The organism is Marinobacter sp. L-46, from assembly GCF_056859535.1.
This window is the reverse complement of sequence record NZ_JBSXOP010000072.1, coordinates 1-13,331: the sequence shown is the minus strand read 5'-3', so window position 1 is coordinate 13,331 and position 13,331 is coordinate 1. Positions and strand designations below refer to the sequence as shown.

11 protein-coding genes are annotated in these 13,331 nt (G+C 59.0%); 8 read left to right on the top strand and 3 right to left on the bottom strand.

The window, feature by feature from the left end; all coding sequences use genetic code 11:
• The first annotated feature begins 82 nt into the window (after positions 1-82).
• The 3 genes from adk to AC13DJ_RS11560 are packed head-to-tail and all read left to right on the top strand — an operon-like array spanning position 83 to position 2,276.
• Positions 83-736, top strand: a complete 654-nt coding sequence (gene adk / locus AC13DJ_RS11570) for an adenylate kinase (protein WP_022988866.1) — start codon at positions 83-85, stop codon at positions 734-736.
• A gap of 36 nt (positions 737-772) precedes the next feature.
• On the top strand, positions 773-1,474 hold the full coding sequence (tsaB, locus tag AC13DJ_RS11565; RefSeq protein ID WP_482933050.1) for a tRNA (adenosine(37)-N6)-threonylcarbamoyltransferase complex dimerization subunit type 1 TsaB: 702 nt from the start codon (positions 773-775) through the stop codon (positions 1,472-1,474).
• A complete protein-coding gene (locus AC13DJ_RS11560) occupies positions 1,437-2,276 on the top strand; it encodes a class I SAM-dependent methyltransferase (RefSeq protein ID WP_482933049.1) in 840 nt (279 codons plus the stop codon). Before tsaB ends, AC13DJ_RS11560 begins: the two co-directional genes overlap by 38 nt.
• A gap of 25 nt (positions 2,277-2,301) precedes the next feature.
• Here AC13DJ_RS11560 and plsB read toward each other — a convergent pair whose 3' ends face one another.
• Positions 2,302-4,773, bottom strand: coding sequence for a glycerol-3-phosphate 1-O-acyltransferase PlsB (plsB, locus tag AC13DJ_RS11555; RefSeq protein ID WP_474540107.1), 2,472 nt, complete (start codon positions 4,771-4,773; stop codon positions 2,302-2,304).
• Positions 4,774-4,915: 142 nt separating this feature from the next.
• Between plsB and nudC the strand changes: the two genes are divergently transcribed.
• Entirely contained in the window at positions 4,916-5,740 is an 825-nt protein-coding gene (nudC, locus tag AC13DJ_RS11550) for an NAD(+) diphosphatase (RefSeq protein WP_482933048.1), read from the top strand.
• 2 nt (positions 5,741-5,742) lie between these two features.
• Positions 5,743-6,588: a glutamate racemase gene (murI, locus tag AC13DJ_RS11545; RefSeq protein ID WP_482933047.1), complete on the top strand. Its 846-nt coding sequence runs from the start codon at positions 5,743-5,745 to the stop codon at positions 6,586-6,588.
• Here the strand turns inward: murI and AC13DJ_RS11540 are convergent.
• Both AC13DJ_RS11540 and AC13DJ_RS11535 read right to left on the bottom strand, forming a co-directional pair.
• Entirely contained in the window at positions 6,566-7,573 is a 1,008-nt protein-coding gene (locus AC13DJ_RS11540) for a DUF2156 domain-containing protein (RefSeq protein ID WP_094624692.1), read from the bottom strand. The genes murI and AC13DJ_RS11540 overlap by 23 nt on opposite strands.
• A 50-nt stretch (positions 7,574-7,623) precedes the next feature.
• Positions 7,624-8,277 carry a class I SAM-dependent methyltransferase gene (locus AC13DJ_RS11535; protein ID WP_058340275.1) on the bottom strand — a complete coding sequence of 218 codons (654 nt, stop codon included), beginning with the start codon at positions 8,275-8,277 and terminating at the stop codon, positions 7,624-7,626.
• A 461-nt stretch (positions 8,278-8,738) separates the two neighbouring features.
• Here AC13DJ_RS11535 and AC13DJ_RS11530 point away from each other — a divergent pair, with 461 nt between their 5' ends.
• The 3 genes from AC13DJ_RS11530 (at position 8,739) to AC13DJ_RS11520 (ending at position 13,142) form a co-directional block, all read left to right on the top strand.
• A complete protein-coding gene (locus tag AC13DJ_RS11530) occupies positions 8,739-10,277 on the top strand; it encodes a fatty acyl-CoA reductase (RefSeq protein WP_482933046.1) in 1,539 nt (512 codons plus the stop codon).
• A gap of 207 nt (positions 10,278-10,484) precedes the next feature.
• A complete protein-coding gene (gene acs, locus AC13DJ_RS11525; protein WP_482933045.1) occupies positions 10,485-12,434 on the top strand; it encodes an acetate--CoA ligase in 1,950 nt (649 codons plus the stop codon).
• A 42-nt stretch (positions 12,435-12,476) separates the two neighbouring features.
• On the top strand, positions 12,477-13,142 hold the full coding sequence (locus AC13DJ_RS11520; protein WP_022988856.1) for a LuxR C-terminal-related transcriptional regulator: 666 nt from the start codon (positions 12,477-12,479) through the stop codon (positions 13,140-13,142).
• The last annotated feature ends 189 nt before the right edge of the window (positions 13,143-13,331 follow it).

Sequence of the window (13,331 nt, the reverse complement as noted above, 5' to 3'; positions counted from 1 at the left end):
CCTGTTGAGAGGTTGCCGCAAAGGCAGGGGTCTTTGCCGCAGTTTTTCAAACGATAATATAAGACAACGGGAGCACAACGTTATGCGAATCATTATGTTAGGCGCGCCAGGCGCGGGTAAGGGCACCCAGGCCCAGTTTATTACCGAGCGTTTCGAGATCCCCCAGATCTCCACCGGTGACATGCTGCGGGCCGCGGTCAAAGCCGAGTCCGAGCTGGGCAAGCAGGTAAAGGAAGTCATGGCTTCCGGCGGCCTGGTGTCTGATGACATCATCATCGCGCTGATCGAAGAGCGCATCCAGCAGCCGGACTGCAAGAACGGCTTCCTGCTGGACGGTTTCCCGCGCACTATTCCCCAGGCCGAAGCGCTCAAGGAACAGGGCATTGCCATTGATTACGTGGTCGAGATTGCCGTAGCGGACGAAGAAATTGTCAGCCGCCTGTCTGGCCGTCGTGTGCACGAAGGCAGTGGTCGCATCTATCACGTGAAATACGATCCGCCCAAGGTAGAAGGCAAAGACGACGAAACCGGCGAGCCGCTGGTTCAGCGTGAAGACGACAAGGAAGAAACTGTACGCAAGCGCCTGGGTATCTACCACGACCAGACCGCTCCGCTGATCGGTTTCTATCAGGACTGGGCCGGTAAGGCGCCGTCTGAAGCACCCAAGTACGTGCGCGTAGAAGGTGTTGGCAGCCTGGACAGCATCCGCGACCAGATCCTGTCTCAACTCAAGTAATATCAAGGCCGGAGCGGCCCCGGAGGCACTGATTCTGTGAAGTTACTGGCACTGGATACGTCTTCCGAAGGCTGCTCCGCCGCGCTCTGGCTGGATGGCCATATTACCGGGCGCTTTGAAGTGGCCCCCCGGGGCCACACCCGTCTTCTGATGCCCATGGTGCGTGAGTTACTCGCGGAGCAGGGGCTCACTCCTTCTGGCCTGGATGCCCTGGCGTTTGCCCGGGGGCCGGGCTCTTTCACCGGCTTACGCATTGCCACCGGCGTGGTTCAGGGCCTGGCCTGGGGGCTGGATATCCCTGTGGTGCCGGTATCTTCCCTGGCTGCTGTTGCGCTGCAAGCCATCGACAAGCATCAATTGCCCGAAGGGGCCTGCGTAGCCGTAGCTTTCGACGCCCGCATGGGTGAAGTCTACTGGGGCACTTTCCAGTGCTGTGACGGCCTGCCGGTGTTGCTGGCAGACGAGCGGGTATGCCCGCCATCGGCAGTCAGCCTGCCGGATGTCAGTGCAGATCGCTGGATCGGTGTTGGTTCCGGCTGGGCCTTCGCCGGTGACATGCCTGCGGATGTAGCGGAAACCGTCGCTGTGGTTGATGACACCTTGGTACCCCGGGCCTGTGAAGTTGTCCGGTTGGCGGAACAGGGCTACCGCCAGGGTGAGGCGGTGCCGGCGGAGCAGGCCCAGCCGGTTTATATCCGCGATGAAGTCGCCTGGAAAAAGCTGCCAGGCCGTGACTGAGCCTTCCTCCGTGCCAGGCACCCTTGCGGTGGCCTGCAGCCCGCTGGGCGACCAGCACCAGGCCCGAGCGCTGGCCGAGGAACTGGTATTGCCCTGGTTGGGTGTCGTCAAGCCGCAACAGGTTCGTGATTACTCCATTCTGCTGTATTCCGACGACCAGGGTCTGGCCCTTCAGATTACCGGTAAAGGTGCGCCTGGCCCGGTACGGGCCGAGTTTGTTACCGGTAAGATGGGTTATCGCCGGGAACACGGTGGCGGTACGGGCCAGCTGGTCGCCAGGGCCGTGGGCTTGCAGAAGACCCGCGCAGGTTTACACGTTCTGGATGCCACGGCCGGGTTGGGGCAGGACGCCTTTGTACTGGCAGGCCTCGGCTGCCGCGTCACCTTGCTGGAGCGAAACCCGGTGATCCACGCCTTGCTGGCCGATGGTCTGGCCCGGGCTGCGTTGAATCCGGACTGTTCGCCAATTGTGGCCAGGATGACCCTGGAAGCCGGCAGCTCCATTGACTGGCTGGTGAAGGCTGACCCGGAATCGGTGGATGTGGTGTACCTGGACCCGATGTTCCCGCATCGGGACAAGTCGGCCCTGGTGAAAAAAGAAATGCAGGTGTTCCGGCAGGTGGTGGGCGACGACGATGATTCAGCTCAATTACTGCAAGCGGCACTGAAGGCTGCCCGTTACCGGGTGGTGGTCAAACGCCCCCGCAAGGCCCCGGCCGTAGAAGGTCTGGAACCGGCTACCCGCATCGAAGGCAAGAGCAGCCGCTACGATATCTATTCCCTGAAAGCCCTGCCGGCCTGAGGCTGACCCAAACCGGCAACCGGCTTCAGGCGTCCAGCATGGTGACCTGCTGGATGGCCTGGCGTTTCTCTACACTCAACACCAGACGAGCATCCTCGGCCACCTCATCCAGGCCTTCGCCATAACACAGCAGGCCGTTGTCGTCGGTGGTCAGAACTCCTTCCTTCTGCATGTTGGCAATGAAGTTCCGGAACAGGGTCTTGTCGAAGAATTCCGGGGCATTCAGCCCGAACAGGATAGACATCCGCTCGGCCAGCAGGGTGCTCTGTTCCTCCAGCTCGGCGGCGGTCAGCTTGCCGGAACCGTATTTGCGCAGAATGCCCAGGGCAATGTGGTAACGCTCCAGGGTCTGGATAATAAACCGGGACAAAATACGCGCCCGCAGCATGGCTTCTGTGCCTTCCTCCGGCCGGCTCAGGCGTTCGTCGTCCAGGGTCACCAGCAGGCCCTGGTCAACCAGCACATCAATCCAGTCGTTAATGACGGATTCGATCTCGTCCTGCGAGTATTTCAGGAACAGTTCTGATTGCAGGTAGGGGTAGGCCACGCTGGCCAGGAAGACGATTTTGTCACGGCGCAGGCTGGACTTGTTTTCGAACAGGCTGACAACCAGGGCTGGCAGGGCAAACAGGTGCTGGATGTTATTGCGGTAGTAGGTCATCAGGGTGGCGTTGGTGCCTTCCAGGCCGATGATGTCTCCCAGCTTCTGTGGCTGGCGGGACACCAGCCCCATGCCTTCACAGTAGGCCACCCAGTCCTTGCCACTGCCCTCGGGCAGGGTAACGGTGCCGGCGTAGGGCCGGGCTTTCAGCAGGCTCGCGTACTGGTCCAGCAGCCGGATCAGCTGGCCTTCGTCCATGGCCAGGCGCTCGGTGCCCAGCAGCACGGTGGCGGTCATGCCAATGGGGTTCACCGCAACCGAGGCGTTGATGTTGCTGGCAACCCGCTGGGCCAGGGCGTCAACGGCATCCGGCAGCCAGGATGGCCTGAACTCCGCATCGTAGGCCTCTTCGCGCCAGCTGTCGTGTACGTTGTCCAGAACCTCGGCTAACGGAATCGGGTCGCCGAAGTTGACCGCTACCCGGCCAAAGGAGTTGGTGAGCTTGCGGGCGGTCTTGGCGAGCCCGAATACGCTTTCCTTCTGCTTTTTCTTGCCCCGGAGTTCGCCCAGGTAAGACCGGCCTTCCATCACTTTCTCGTAACCGATATACACCGGTACAAAGACAATCGGTTTGCGGTGATCCCGCAGGAAGCTGCGCACCGTCATCGACAGCATGCCGGGCCGGGGGGCCAGCATGCGGCCGGTGCGGGAGCGGCCGCCCTCCACGAAGTATTCCACCGAGTAACCCCGGGTGAACATCACGTGCATGTATTCGTTGAACACGGTGGCGTACAGGGGGTTGTCACGGAAACTGCGGCGCATGAAGAAGGCACCGCCACGGCGCAGGATCGGCCCGACAACGGGCATGTTCAGGTTGATGCCGGCAGCAATGTGCGGCGGCATCAGGCCGTTCTTGTACAGCACGTAGGACAGCAGCAGGTAGTCGATGTGGGAGCGGTGGCAGGGCACATAGACCACGGCATTGTCCTGTGCCGTTTCCTTGGCCACCTTGATGTTGTTGATGGCAATACCGTTGTAGATCCGGTTCCACAACCAGGCCAGCACCAGTTCCAGGAAGCGTATGGTGACAATGGACATGCTGGCGGCGATTTCATCGGCGTACTTGTAGGCCTTGGCCCGGACTTTCTCCGGGGGAATATCGTCCTTGGCGGCGGTTTCGCGAATGGCTTCTTTTACCGCCTGGGTGCGTACCAGGCCTTCCACCAATGTGCGGCGGTGGGACAGGTCTGGCCCCAGTACCGCCTGGCGTACCCGACGGAAATGGGTGCGCAGCAGGCGCGCCAGTTTGCGGTTGGCTTTCTGCTCGTTATCCCGGTATTCCTCAACCACCTGGTTGAGTGACAGCGGCTGGTTGAACTGCACGTAGGTGTTGCGCCCGTGGACCAGGATAATCAGGAACTTCTGTAAACGGCCGGCGACAGACCAGGTGTCAGACAGCAGCAACTTCACCAGGGATTTTTCCTTGTCCGGAGAGCGACCCCAGAACAGGGAAACCGGAACAATCTGTACGTCCTGCTCGGGGTGTTCCAGCCCGAATCGGACCAGGTCACCGAATTCCCTGGTGGGAACGGGCTTGTGCCGGCCGCCGCGGAACAGGCCGCCAATCCGCTTGTACAGAAAGAAAAACGAATGGGATGTCCCGTTCTTGACGGGCAGGACCGGCGTGGCACCGGGCAGCCGGGCCTGGATGACTTCCTGCTCCAGCACCAGTCGGCTGGAAAGCGAGCTGTATTGCAGCACATAGCACACCGGCTTCTGCGGATCGAGGCCGAGGGCTTCAAGGGTGTTGCCGCTGACATCCGTCCTGACCCAAAGGAACAGGATCTTGCGGAAAAGAGACAGGATCAGGCTGCGAATACCCTGATAAAGTCGCATAAGGTGCTACTCCGGTGCTGGAAACAGGCGCCAAGTTTAACGGGTTGGAGCGGGGCCGGAAAGCGCTATGCCGATTCTGGCCGGTGAATGTGATGTGGTACATTGCCACGGAACGTAATCGCTGCAGGTACAAGGCAAGGGTATGGTCGATCAAAACATGCAATGGGTACCGGGTTGGTCTGAACAGGGGCCGGAGCCGGGTGACCTGTTACTGGCGTTTGCCGGTAACAGCATTCTCAAACCCGGTGACGGCTGGTTTCTGACCTGGGGCGGCCCCGAAATGGGTGACAGCCGGCCGGAAGCCCTGATGCTTGGCACCGTCGGCGGCCGAAGGCTATATGTGACGGCATTGCCCGACACCGGCCTGCCCGGGCTGGAAACCCTGAGCCTGCGCGAGGCCATGTTGCATACGCCTGATGCCCCCTCCGAACTGCTCAGTACCGGTTTCCAGGTGTGGCAGTGGTGGCAGGACCATCGCTATTGCGGACGCTGTGGCGAGCGCACGGGGCCGCATCCCCGGGAGCGCGCCCGTTGGTGTGGCCGGTGTAACATTCCCTGGTACCCCAGGATTGCCCCTTGCATCATTACTGTGATTCGCCGGAATGATCGTTTTCTGCTGGCCCGGTCGGCCCGGGTAACCCGAAATTTCTTCAGCCTGATTGCCGGTTTTGTGGAGCCGGGCGAGAGCCTGGAGCAGGCCGTGGCCCGGGAAGTGATGGAAGAAACCGGCCTGGAAGTGACCAATGTCCGCTACCAGGCTTCCCAGCACTGGCCGTTTCCCCATCAGCTGATGGTGGGCTTCCTGGCAGACTATAAAAGTGGCGAGCTGAAGCTGCAGGAAGACGAGTTGGCCGAAGCCGGCTGGTTCACGCCGGAGGAGCATCCGCCGATCCCGCCGGAAACCACCATTGCCGGCCGCCTGATCAGTGCCATGAAAAAGGAAATCGCTGGTGGGTCGGGTAACTGACCATGGCTGATGCACGTCCCAGGGTACTGGTGTTCGATTCCGGCGTGGGTGGCCTGAGTGTGGCGTCCTGCATTCGCCAGGCCTTGCCGGGGGCCGAGCTTGTTTACCTGGCTGACAACGCCGGTTTTCCTTATGGCGATAAACCGGAGCAGGTAGTGATCGAGCGCAGCTGTGGCCTGATCATGGAGTGCCTGGCCCGGTGGCGCTGCGATGTCATTGTGATTGCCTGTAACACAGCCAGTACCGTGGCCTTACCCAGCCTGCGGTCCAGAACGGACATTCCGGTGGTGGGAGTGGTGCCGGCGGTGAAGCCCGCCGCCGCCTGCAGTGAAAACCGGCGCATCGGCTTGCTGGCTACCCCGGCTACGGTGCGGCGACCTTACCTGGACGACCTGGTGCGCGAGTTTGCGGTGGATTGCCAGGTGGTTCGGTTGGGGCGTCCGGGCCTGGTGCTCTGGGCCGAAGCCCTGGTGTCTGGTGCCGAGCCGCCTCAACAGGATCTGGACCAGGCCATGCAACCGCTGCGGGAAGCGGGGGTTGATACCGTGGTGCTGGGCTGTACCCATTACCCGCTGTTGCTGCCCTGGTTACGCAAAAGCCTGCCGGACGTACGCTATTGGGTAGAGTCTGGTGAAGCGATTGCCCGACGGGTGGCCTACTGGCTAGAGGAAGCCGGGCGCTTGCCTGAGGCGGAAACACCCAGGGAAGCCGGGCTGCCGGTTGTCCGGGAAGCCTGCTTTACCGGCGAGGTAGCGCCACAGATGGACCTGTTCCTGGCTGAGATGGGAATTCCGGTGGGGCAGGTGACTGGCCACTGGCCCGGCGTTACAGCAGCCGGGTCAGTTTGAACATGGCCAGGAATTCCAGTGCCGGAATTGCTCGTTTGTGGCAGCAGTAGGTTTTGAAGTCATCACCGCGGAAGCGTGACTTGGTGAACTCCAGCCCCTTGAAGTTATAAAGGAAGTTTCCTTTCTCGTAGACGCCGTGCAGCAGCGATTTCAGCAGCCGGCTTTCCTGGTGCTCGGTGGTTTTATCCAGCGATAGCGGAATCAGGCCCAGATCCAGGTAAGGCACGCCTTCTTCTTTGAACACGTCCATGGCATGTGCCATCAGGGTGTAAAAAATACCCTGGCGGAAATCGGCGTTGGCCCGGGAAATATTGGGCACGTAGCTGATGATTTCGTTGTTGCGATACACCGGGTCAAAGTAGATAAAGCCCACCGCCTTGTCGTCCTGGTAGGCGTAGAAGTGGCGCTCGTTCTCCCGGTACTCCATTTCCATCGGCCGGATCAGGAAACGGATTTCATTACTTTTGCACTTGCGGGTACGAATCCAGGCCTCGGAAATTTCCCGGGTGTGGTCGTCACTGAACCGTTCTTTAACGGTAATGCCGCTCTTTTCAGCCTGGTTGAGGGCAGTACGCAGAATCTGCTTCTTCTTACCGCTCAGGCTCCATTTACGGAGGTCGATCCGGGATTCGCTGCCAAACTGGGTGCCGTAGAGGCCAAAGCGCAGGTGCAGGAAATCCACCACCGGCTTGGATACCTGGATGTAGCAGGCATTTGGGAATTTCTGGTGAAAGCGTTCCAGGATGGCAGGGAAGTGTTCGGGCGCGCTGACCGGGTCAGACAAAACAAAGGTGCCGCCCCATTTGCGCATGTAGGCAATGTAGCCCATGCCGGGCACGTCAAAGTATTGCATGCCCGGTTGCAGGGTAGAGAACGACTGGGTGTGGGCTCCGTACCTTTTCAGGTAGTTAACCCGCTCGGAGAAGGAGAACTGGCCATCGGCCAGGTCCCTGACGCTGTCGAGTGCGAGAATCTGATCGGTCATGGTGAAGCTCCCGTTATCCGGTTGTTATTGTTTTGGTCGGCGGGCAGGGGTCAGGCCTGCTTTTGCCCGAGAATCGACCAGTAACAGTCCATGTTCAGAAGCTTGAACTTTTTCTTTTCCGTTACCTGCAGGCCAAGGCGCTGCATGTGTTCGGGATAGTTGTAGATTTTGTGGAAAGCGTTGTTGGCAAACAGCCAGAAGGTAAACACCGCCATATACCAGTACATCTTCTTGAACAGGCGGGACAGCAGGTTCCCGGTGGGGTAGCAGAAGTCACCGACAACCACTTTGGCATCGGCCTTGCCCAGCCGGATCAGGTGTTCCAGCACTTTTACCATCATGTCTTCGTCGAAAACATTCAGGAAAAAGTTGGCCACCACCATGTCGTATTGCTCGAATTCATCCACCTTCATGATGTCACTGTGAATCCGGCGAATGGTCAGGTTTGGTGCCTCGCTGTGCTGGGCTTCGGCAAACTTGCGCAGCATGGTTTCGGACAGGTCGACCACGGTCACGTCGGCGCCCAGCTCGGCGGCGCGAATGGCATCGCGGCCATGGCCAACGCCGGCAAACAGGATGCGGTCGCCGGGTTTCACGGTTTCCACGTCCAGCATGGCGGTTTTGCAGCGGTGGATGTTCTTGCCGCTGTAGAGGTTGCTCAGAAAGTCGTAAACAGGGCCGATGTATTTATATTTGTCGCGCATATCACTGCAGCCTTCGTTCTTGTTCCCTGGGGCCGTCACCGTTTTTATGGTTTTTGATCCGGCGTAAGCCGGTGCGGTGATCGGTTGTGATGGATCGAGCTTAGAGAAGGCTGTGGTCGAAATATGTGCAGTAGGCCGCATTTCCGGATACACAAAGTAACGCTCTGCAACGCTTTGCAAACTGCGTCAATATTTATAATAAGAGTGTCAGACAATAAATAATTGAAGTGTGAATTCGGGAATAGAGCCGTGTGCCGGCAGCGTGCAGCTGCCCTGATGATGTGCAGTTTGGTTCGTCATTTTATTGTCGGTCCGGGTTGTGTAAGTTTGCAGTCTGTCACCACCCTGTCACCTGTGGTGTGCAAGAATTGAGCGATATCGTTTTCGTGGCCCGCATTATGCAGGTACCGGTTTGCTGGCATCGTTGCCGGCTACGTGAAGATCAGAGAAGGAGTTCTACCATGACAAAACGGCAGGTCAGCGGCGGTGAAGCATCGTCAAGGGTGCTGGAGCAGTTACGCGGCAAAAAAGTGCTGATTACCGGAACAACCGGTTTTCTCGGCAAGGTGGTACTGGAAAAGCTGATCCGGGCGGTTCCGGATATCGGTGGTATCTATCTGCTTATCCGCGGCAACAAGCGCCATCCGGATGCCCGCAGCCGCTTTCTGAACGAAATCGCCACATCCTCGGTGTTCGACCGCCTCCGCGAGGCAGATACCGAAGCATTCGATGCTTTCCTTGAAGATCGAATTCACTGTGTAACCGGTGAGGTCACCGAGCCCGGCTTTGGTCTGGGAGAGCCGGCCTGCCGCAAACTGGCCATGGAGCTGGATGCGGTCATCAACTCCGCAGCCAGTGTGAATTTCCGGGAAGAACTCGACAAGGCGCTGACCATCAACACCCTGTGCCTGGAAAACATCGCACAGCTGGCCCGCATGAATCCTGCCCTGGCGGTGTTGCAGGTATCCACCTGCTATGTGAATGGCATGAACTCCGGGCAGGTGGCCGAGGCGGTGATCAAGCCGGCAGGCGAGGCTATCCCGCAATCGCCCGAAGGTTATTACGAGATTGAAGACCTGGTGCGACTGCTGCACGACAAGATCGAGGATGTCCGCTCCCGTTACACCGGCAAAGCGCTGGAAAAAAAACTGGTGGAGCTGGGCATTCGCGAGGCCAACCGCTATGGCTGGAGCGACACCTACACCTTCACCAAGTGGCTGGGCGAGCAGCTGTTGATGAAAGCACTGCAGGGGCGGAGCCTGACCATCGTGCGGCCTTCGATTATCGAAAGTGCGCTGGAGGAACCGGTGCCCGGCTGGATTGAAGGGGTCAAGGTGGCTGATGCCATCATCCTGGCCTACGCCCGCGAAAAGGTCACCCTGTTCCCCGGCAAGCGCTCCGGCATTATTGATGTTATACCGGTCGACCTGGTGGCCAACGCCATCATTATGGGGCTGGCAGAAGCCCTGGCCGAGCCGGGTGAACAGCACATCTACCAGTGCTGCAGTGGCGGTTCCAACCCGGTTACCCTGGGCCAGTTTATCGATCACCTGATGGAAGAATCGAAAACCAACTATGCCGCCTATGACCACCTGTTCTACCGCCAGCCGAGCAAGCCCTTTGTCGCCGTAAACCGGGGCCTGTTTGACCTGGTGGTGAGCGGCGTTCGCCTGCCTCTGAGCATCACAGACCGGGTGCTGAAACTGCTGGGCAACTCCCGGGACCTGAAATGGCTGCGCAACCTGGATACCACCCAGTCCCTGGCGACCATCTTCGGTTTCTATACCGCCCCGGATTATGTGTTCCGCAACGACCGTCTGCAGGACCTTGCCGAGCGGATGGGGCAGACCGACAAAGCCCTGTTTCCGGTTGATCCCAAGGCGATTGACTGGCAGCACTACCTGCGCAAAATCCACCTTGCCGGCCTGAACCGCTATGCGCTGAAAGAGCGCAAGGTCTACAGCCTGAAATCTTCCCGCCAGCGTAAAAAAGCGGCCTGAGCCGCTACCTCACCGGGCCCGGCCAGGCACCTGTCCTGGCCCGGATTACTGCCTTATGAGAATGCCATTTGGACGTTAGTCTAATTCATTGTGTAGTGGCACACATGTTGAACTACGGGTATCTGTCTTAAGAAGGACTGATAAAGTCCCACCACCCTGAATTTTGAAAACCCATAATGACAACAGACTCTTAATAGGGGGAGCACAATGACTGATAAACAGGTATATCCGGTGAGTCCGGAAGTGGCCGATCGCGCACTGGTTACCCGCGAACAGTACGAAGCCATGTATCGCCAGTCGGTAGAAGACCCGAACACCTTCTGGGGCGAGCACGGCAAGCGCCTGGACTGGATCAAGCCCTACAGCAAGGTCAAGAACAGCACCTACGACTACAACAACCTGTCCATCAAGTGGTTTGAAGACGGCGTGCTGAACGCCTCTGCCAACTGCCTGGACCGTCACCTGAAAGACCGTGCAGACCAGACCGCCATTATTTTCGAAGGCGATGATCCCTCGGTTTCCCGCAACGTCACCTACCGCGAACTGCACGAAGAAACCTGTAAGTTTGCCAACGTACTGAAAGATCAGGGCGTCAAGAAGGGTGATGTCGTCACCATCTACATGCCGATGATTGTTGAAACTGCCGTTGCCATGCTGGCCTGTGCCCGTATCGGTGCCATCCACTCGGTGGTGTTTGGTGGTTTCTCTCCGGAAGCACTGGGAGCCCGCGTTGTTAACGGCAAATCCCGCTTGGTGATCACTGCCGACGAAGGCCTGCGTGGCGGCCGTGCCATACCGCTGAAGAAAAACGTGGATGCCGCCCTCAAGCATGAGGAAGACGCCAAGGTTGAACGCGTGATTGTGGTCACCCGCACCGGCAACGACCAGGTGCCCTGGACCGAAGGCCGCGATGCCCGCTACGAAGACCTGATGAAAAACGCCTCGGCCGAGTGCGAGCCGGAGCCGATGAACGCGGAAGACCCGCTGTTCATGCTGTACACCTCCGGTTCTACCGGCGCCCCGAAAGGCGTTCTGCACACTACCGGTGGTTACATGGTGTATGCCTCCATGACCCACCAGTACGTGTTCGATTATCACGATGGTGACGTGTACTGGTGTACCGCTGACTTCGGTTGGGTAACCGGCCACAGCTACATCCTGTACGGCCCGCTGGCCAATGGCGCCATCACCCTGCTGTTTGAAGGTGTGCCCAACTACCCGGACAGCTCCCGCATGGGGCAGGTGGTGGACAAGCACCAAGTTAATATCCTGTATACCGCACCGACCGCTATCCGTGCCCTGATGGCTGAAGGTGAGTCCTGCATGAGCGGCACCAAGCGTGACAGTCTGAAGCTGCTGGGTTCTGTGGGTGAGCCCATCAACCCGGAAGCCTGGGAGTGGTATCACCGGGTGATCGGTAACAGCAAGTGCCCGATTGTGGACACCTGGTGGCAGACCGAGACCGGCGGCATCCTGATTTCCCCGCTGCCGGGCGCAGTAGACCTGAAGCCGGGCTCCGCTACCCTGCCGTTCTTTGGCGTACAGCCGGCGCTGGTGGATAACGAAGGTAACATCCTGGAAGGCAAGACCGAGGGCAACCTGGTCATCATGGACAGCTGGCCGGGCCAGATGCGCACCATCTACGGTGACCATGAGCGCTTCATCCAGACTTACTTCAGCACCTACAAAGGCATGTACTTCACCGGTGACGGTGCCCGTCGCGACGAAGACGGTTACTACTGGATTACCGGCCGTGTGGACGACGTACTGAACGTATCCGGCCACCGCCTGGGTACTGCCGAAGTTGAAAGCGCGCTGGTTGCCCACGAAAAAGTGGCCGAAGCCGCTGTTGTAGGCTATCCGCACGAGATCAAGGGGCAGGGCATCTACGTTTACGTAACCCTGGTTCAGGGCGAAGAGCCGTCTGACGAACTGAAGAAAGAACTGGTGCAGTGGGTGCGCAAGGAAATCGGCCCGATTGCCTCTCCGGACGTGATCCAGTGGGCGCCTGGACTGCCCAAGACAAGATCGGGCAAGATTATGCGCCGGATTTTGCGTAAGATTGCCGCTAACGAGCACGATCAGTTGGGTGATACTTCTACCCTGGCTGATCCGGGCGTAGTGGATGAGCTGATCGACAGCCGGGCGTTCAGGTAACGCCGGCCCTCGACAGCCCTTAACCTGAGAGGAATCTTTTGAATGACACAAACAATTATCGTCGCTGATGATCACCCGTTGTTTCGGGCAGCATTGAAACAGGCGGTCAATCAGGCGGTGCCGGATGCCGAGACCGTAGAGGTCGACAGCATCAAGGCCCTGCAGGCGGCGGTAGAGTCGCACCCGGATGCCGATCTGATCCTGCTGGATCTGAATATGCCGGGTGCCCACGGCTTCTCGGGTCTGGTGTTCATGCGTGGCCAGTACCCGGGCTTGCCGGTGGTGGTTGTGTCAGGATCGGAAGACTTGCAGGTTATGCGCCGTTCGGTGGACTACGGTGCCTCCGGGTTCATTCCCAAGAGTGCACCGCTGCCAACCATTACCGAGGCCATTCAGGCAGTTCTGGAAGGTGATGTCTGGCTGCCGGAAGGCGTAGCGGACAAGATCGAACGCATGCAGGCTGAGACCACGGACTTCTCGGAGCGCCTGGCGTCACTGACGCCGCAGCAGTTCCGGGTGCTGGGTATGCTGGCCGAGGGGCTTTTGAACAAGCAGATCGCTTATGATCTGGATGTTTCAGAGGCGACCATCAAGGCGCATATTACAGCGGTGTTCCGCAAGCTTGGGGTTCGTAACCGGACCCAGGCGGTGATTGCCATTCAGCAGATGGAGCTGGATCCTTCGGAGCAGTCGCTTTCGGGGGGCTGAGGTTTTAGCTTTTAAGTTTGTTTCAGAACGGGAGCCTTTGGGCTCCCGTTTTTTTTGTTTGCCCGGCGAAGCCGGCAAACCCGGCCATCTGAAAGAAGATGGCGTCACCCCGACTGAGGGGAAGACAATCCGACTGGCAAGGGCGTCACTGGCCAACGGTGGGGTCTGAAGGAAGCCATAGGAAGTTAA

Coding starts and splice junctions, on each gene's coding strand:
- adk (WP_022988866.1), top strand. CDS start 83: ATGCGAATCATTATGTTAGGCGCGCCAGGCGCGGGTAAGGGCACCCAG.
- AC13DJ_RS11560 (WP_482933049.1), top strand. CDS start 1,437: ATGAAGTCGCCTGGAAAAAGCTGCCAGGCCGTGACTGAGCCTTCCTCC.
- plsB (WP_474540107.1), bottom strand. CDS start 4,773: ATGCGACTTTATCAGGGTATTCGCAGCCTGATCCTGTCTCTTTTCCGC.
- nudC (WP_482933048.1), top strand. CDS start 4,916: ATGGTCGATCAAAACATGCAATGGGTACCGGGTTGGTCTGAACAGGGG.
- murI (WP_482933047.1), top strand. CDS start 5,743: ATGGCTGATGCACGTCCCAGGGTACTGGTGTTCGATTCCGGCGTGGGT.
- AC13DJ_RS11540 (WP_094624692.1), bottom strand. CDS start 7,573: ATGACCGATCAGATTCTCGCACTCGACAGCGTCAGGGACCTGGCCGAT.
- AC13DJ_RS11535 (WP_058340275.1), bottom strand. CDS start 8,277: ATGCGCGACAAATATAAATACATCGGCCCTGTTTACGACTTTCTGAGC.
- AC13DJ_RS11530 (WP_482933046.1), top strand. CDS start 8,739: ATGACAAAACGGCAGGTCAGCGGCGGTGAAGCATCGTCAAGGGTGCTG.
- acs (WP_482933045.1), top strand. CDS start 10,485: ATGACTGATAAACAGGTATATCCGGTGAGTCCGGAAGTGGCCGATCGC.
- AC13DJ_RS11520 (WP_022988856.1), top strand. CDS start 12,477: ATGACACAAACAATTATCGTCGCTGATGATCACCCGTTGTTTCGGGCA.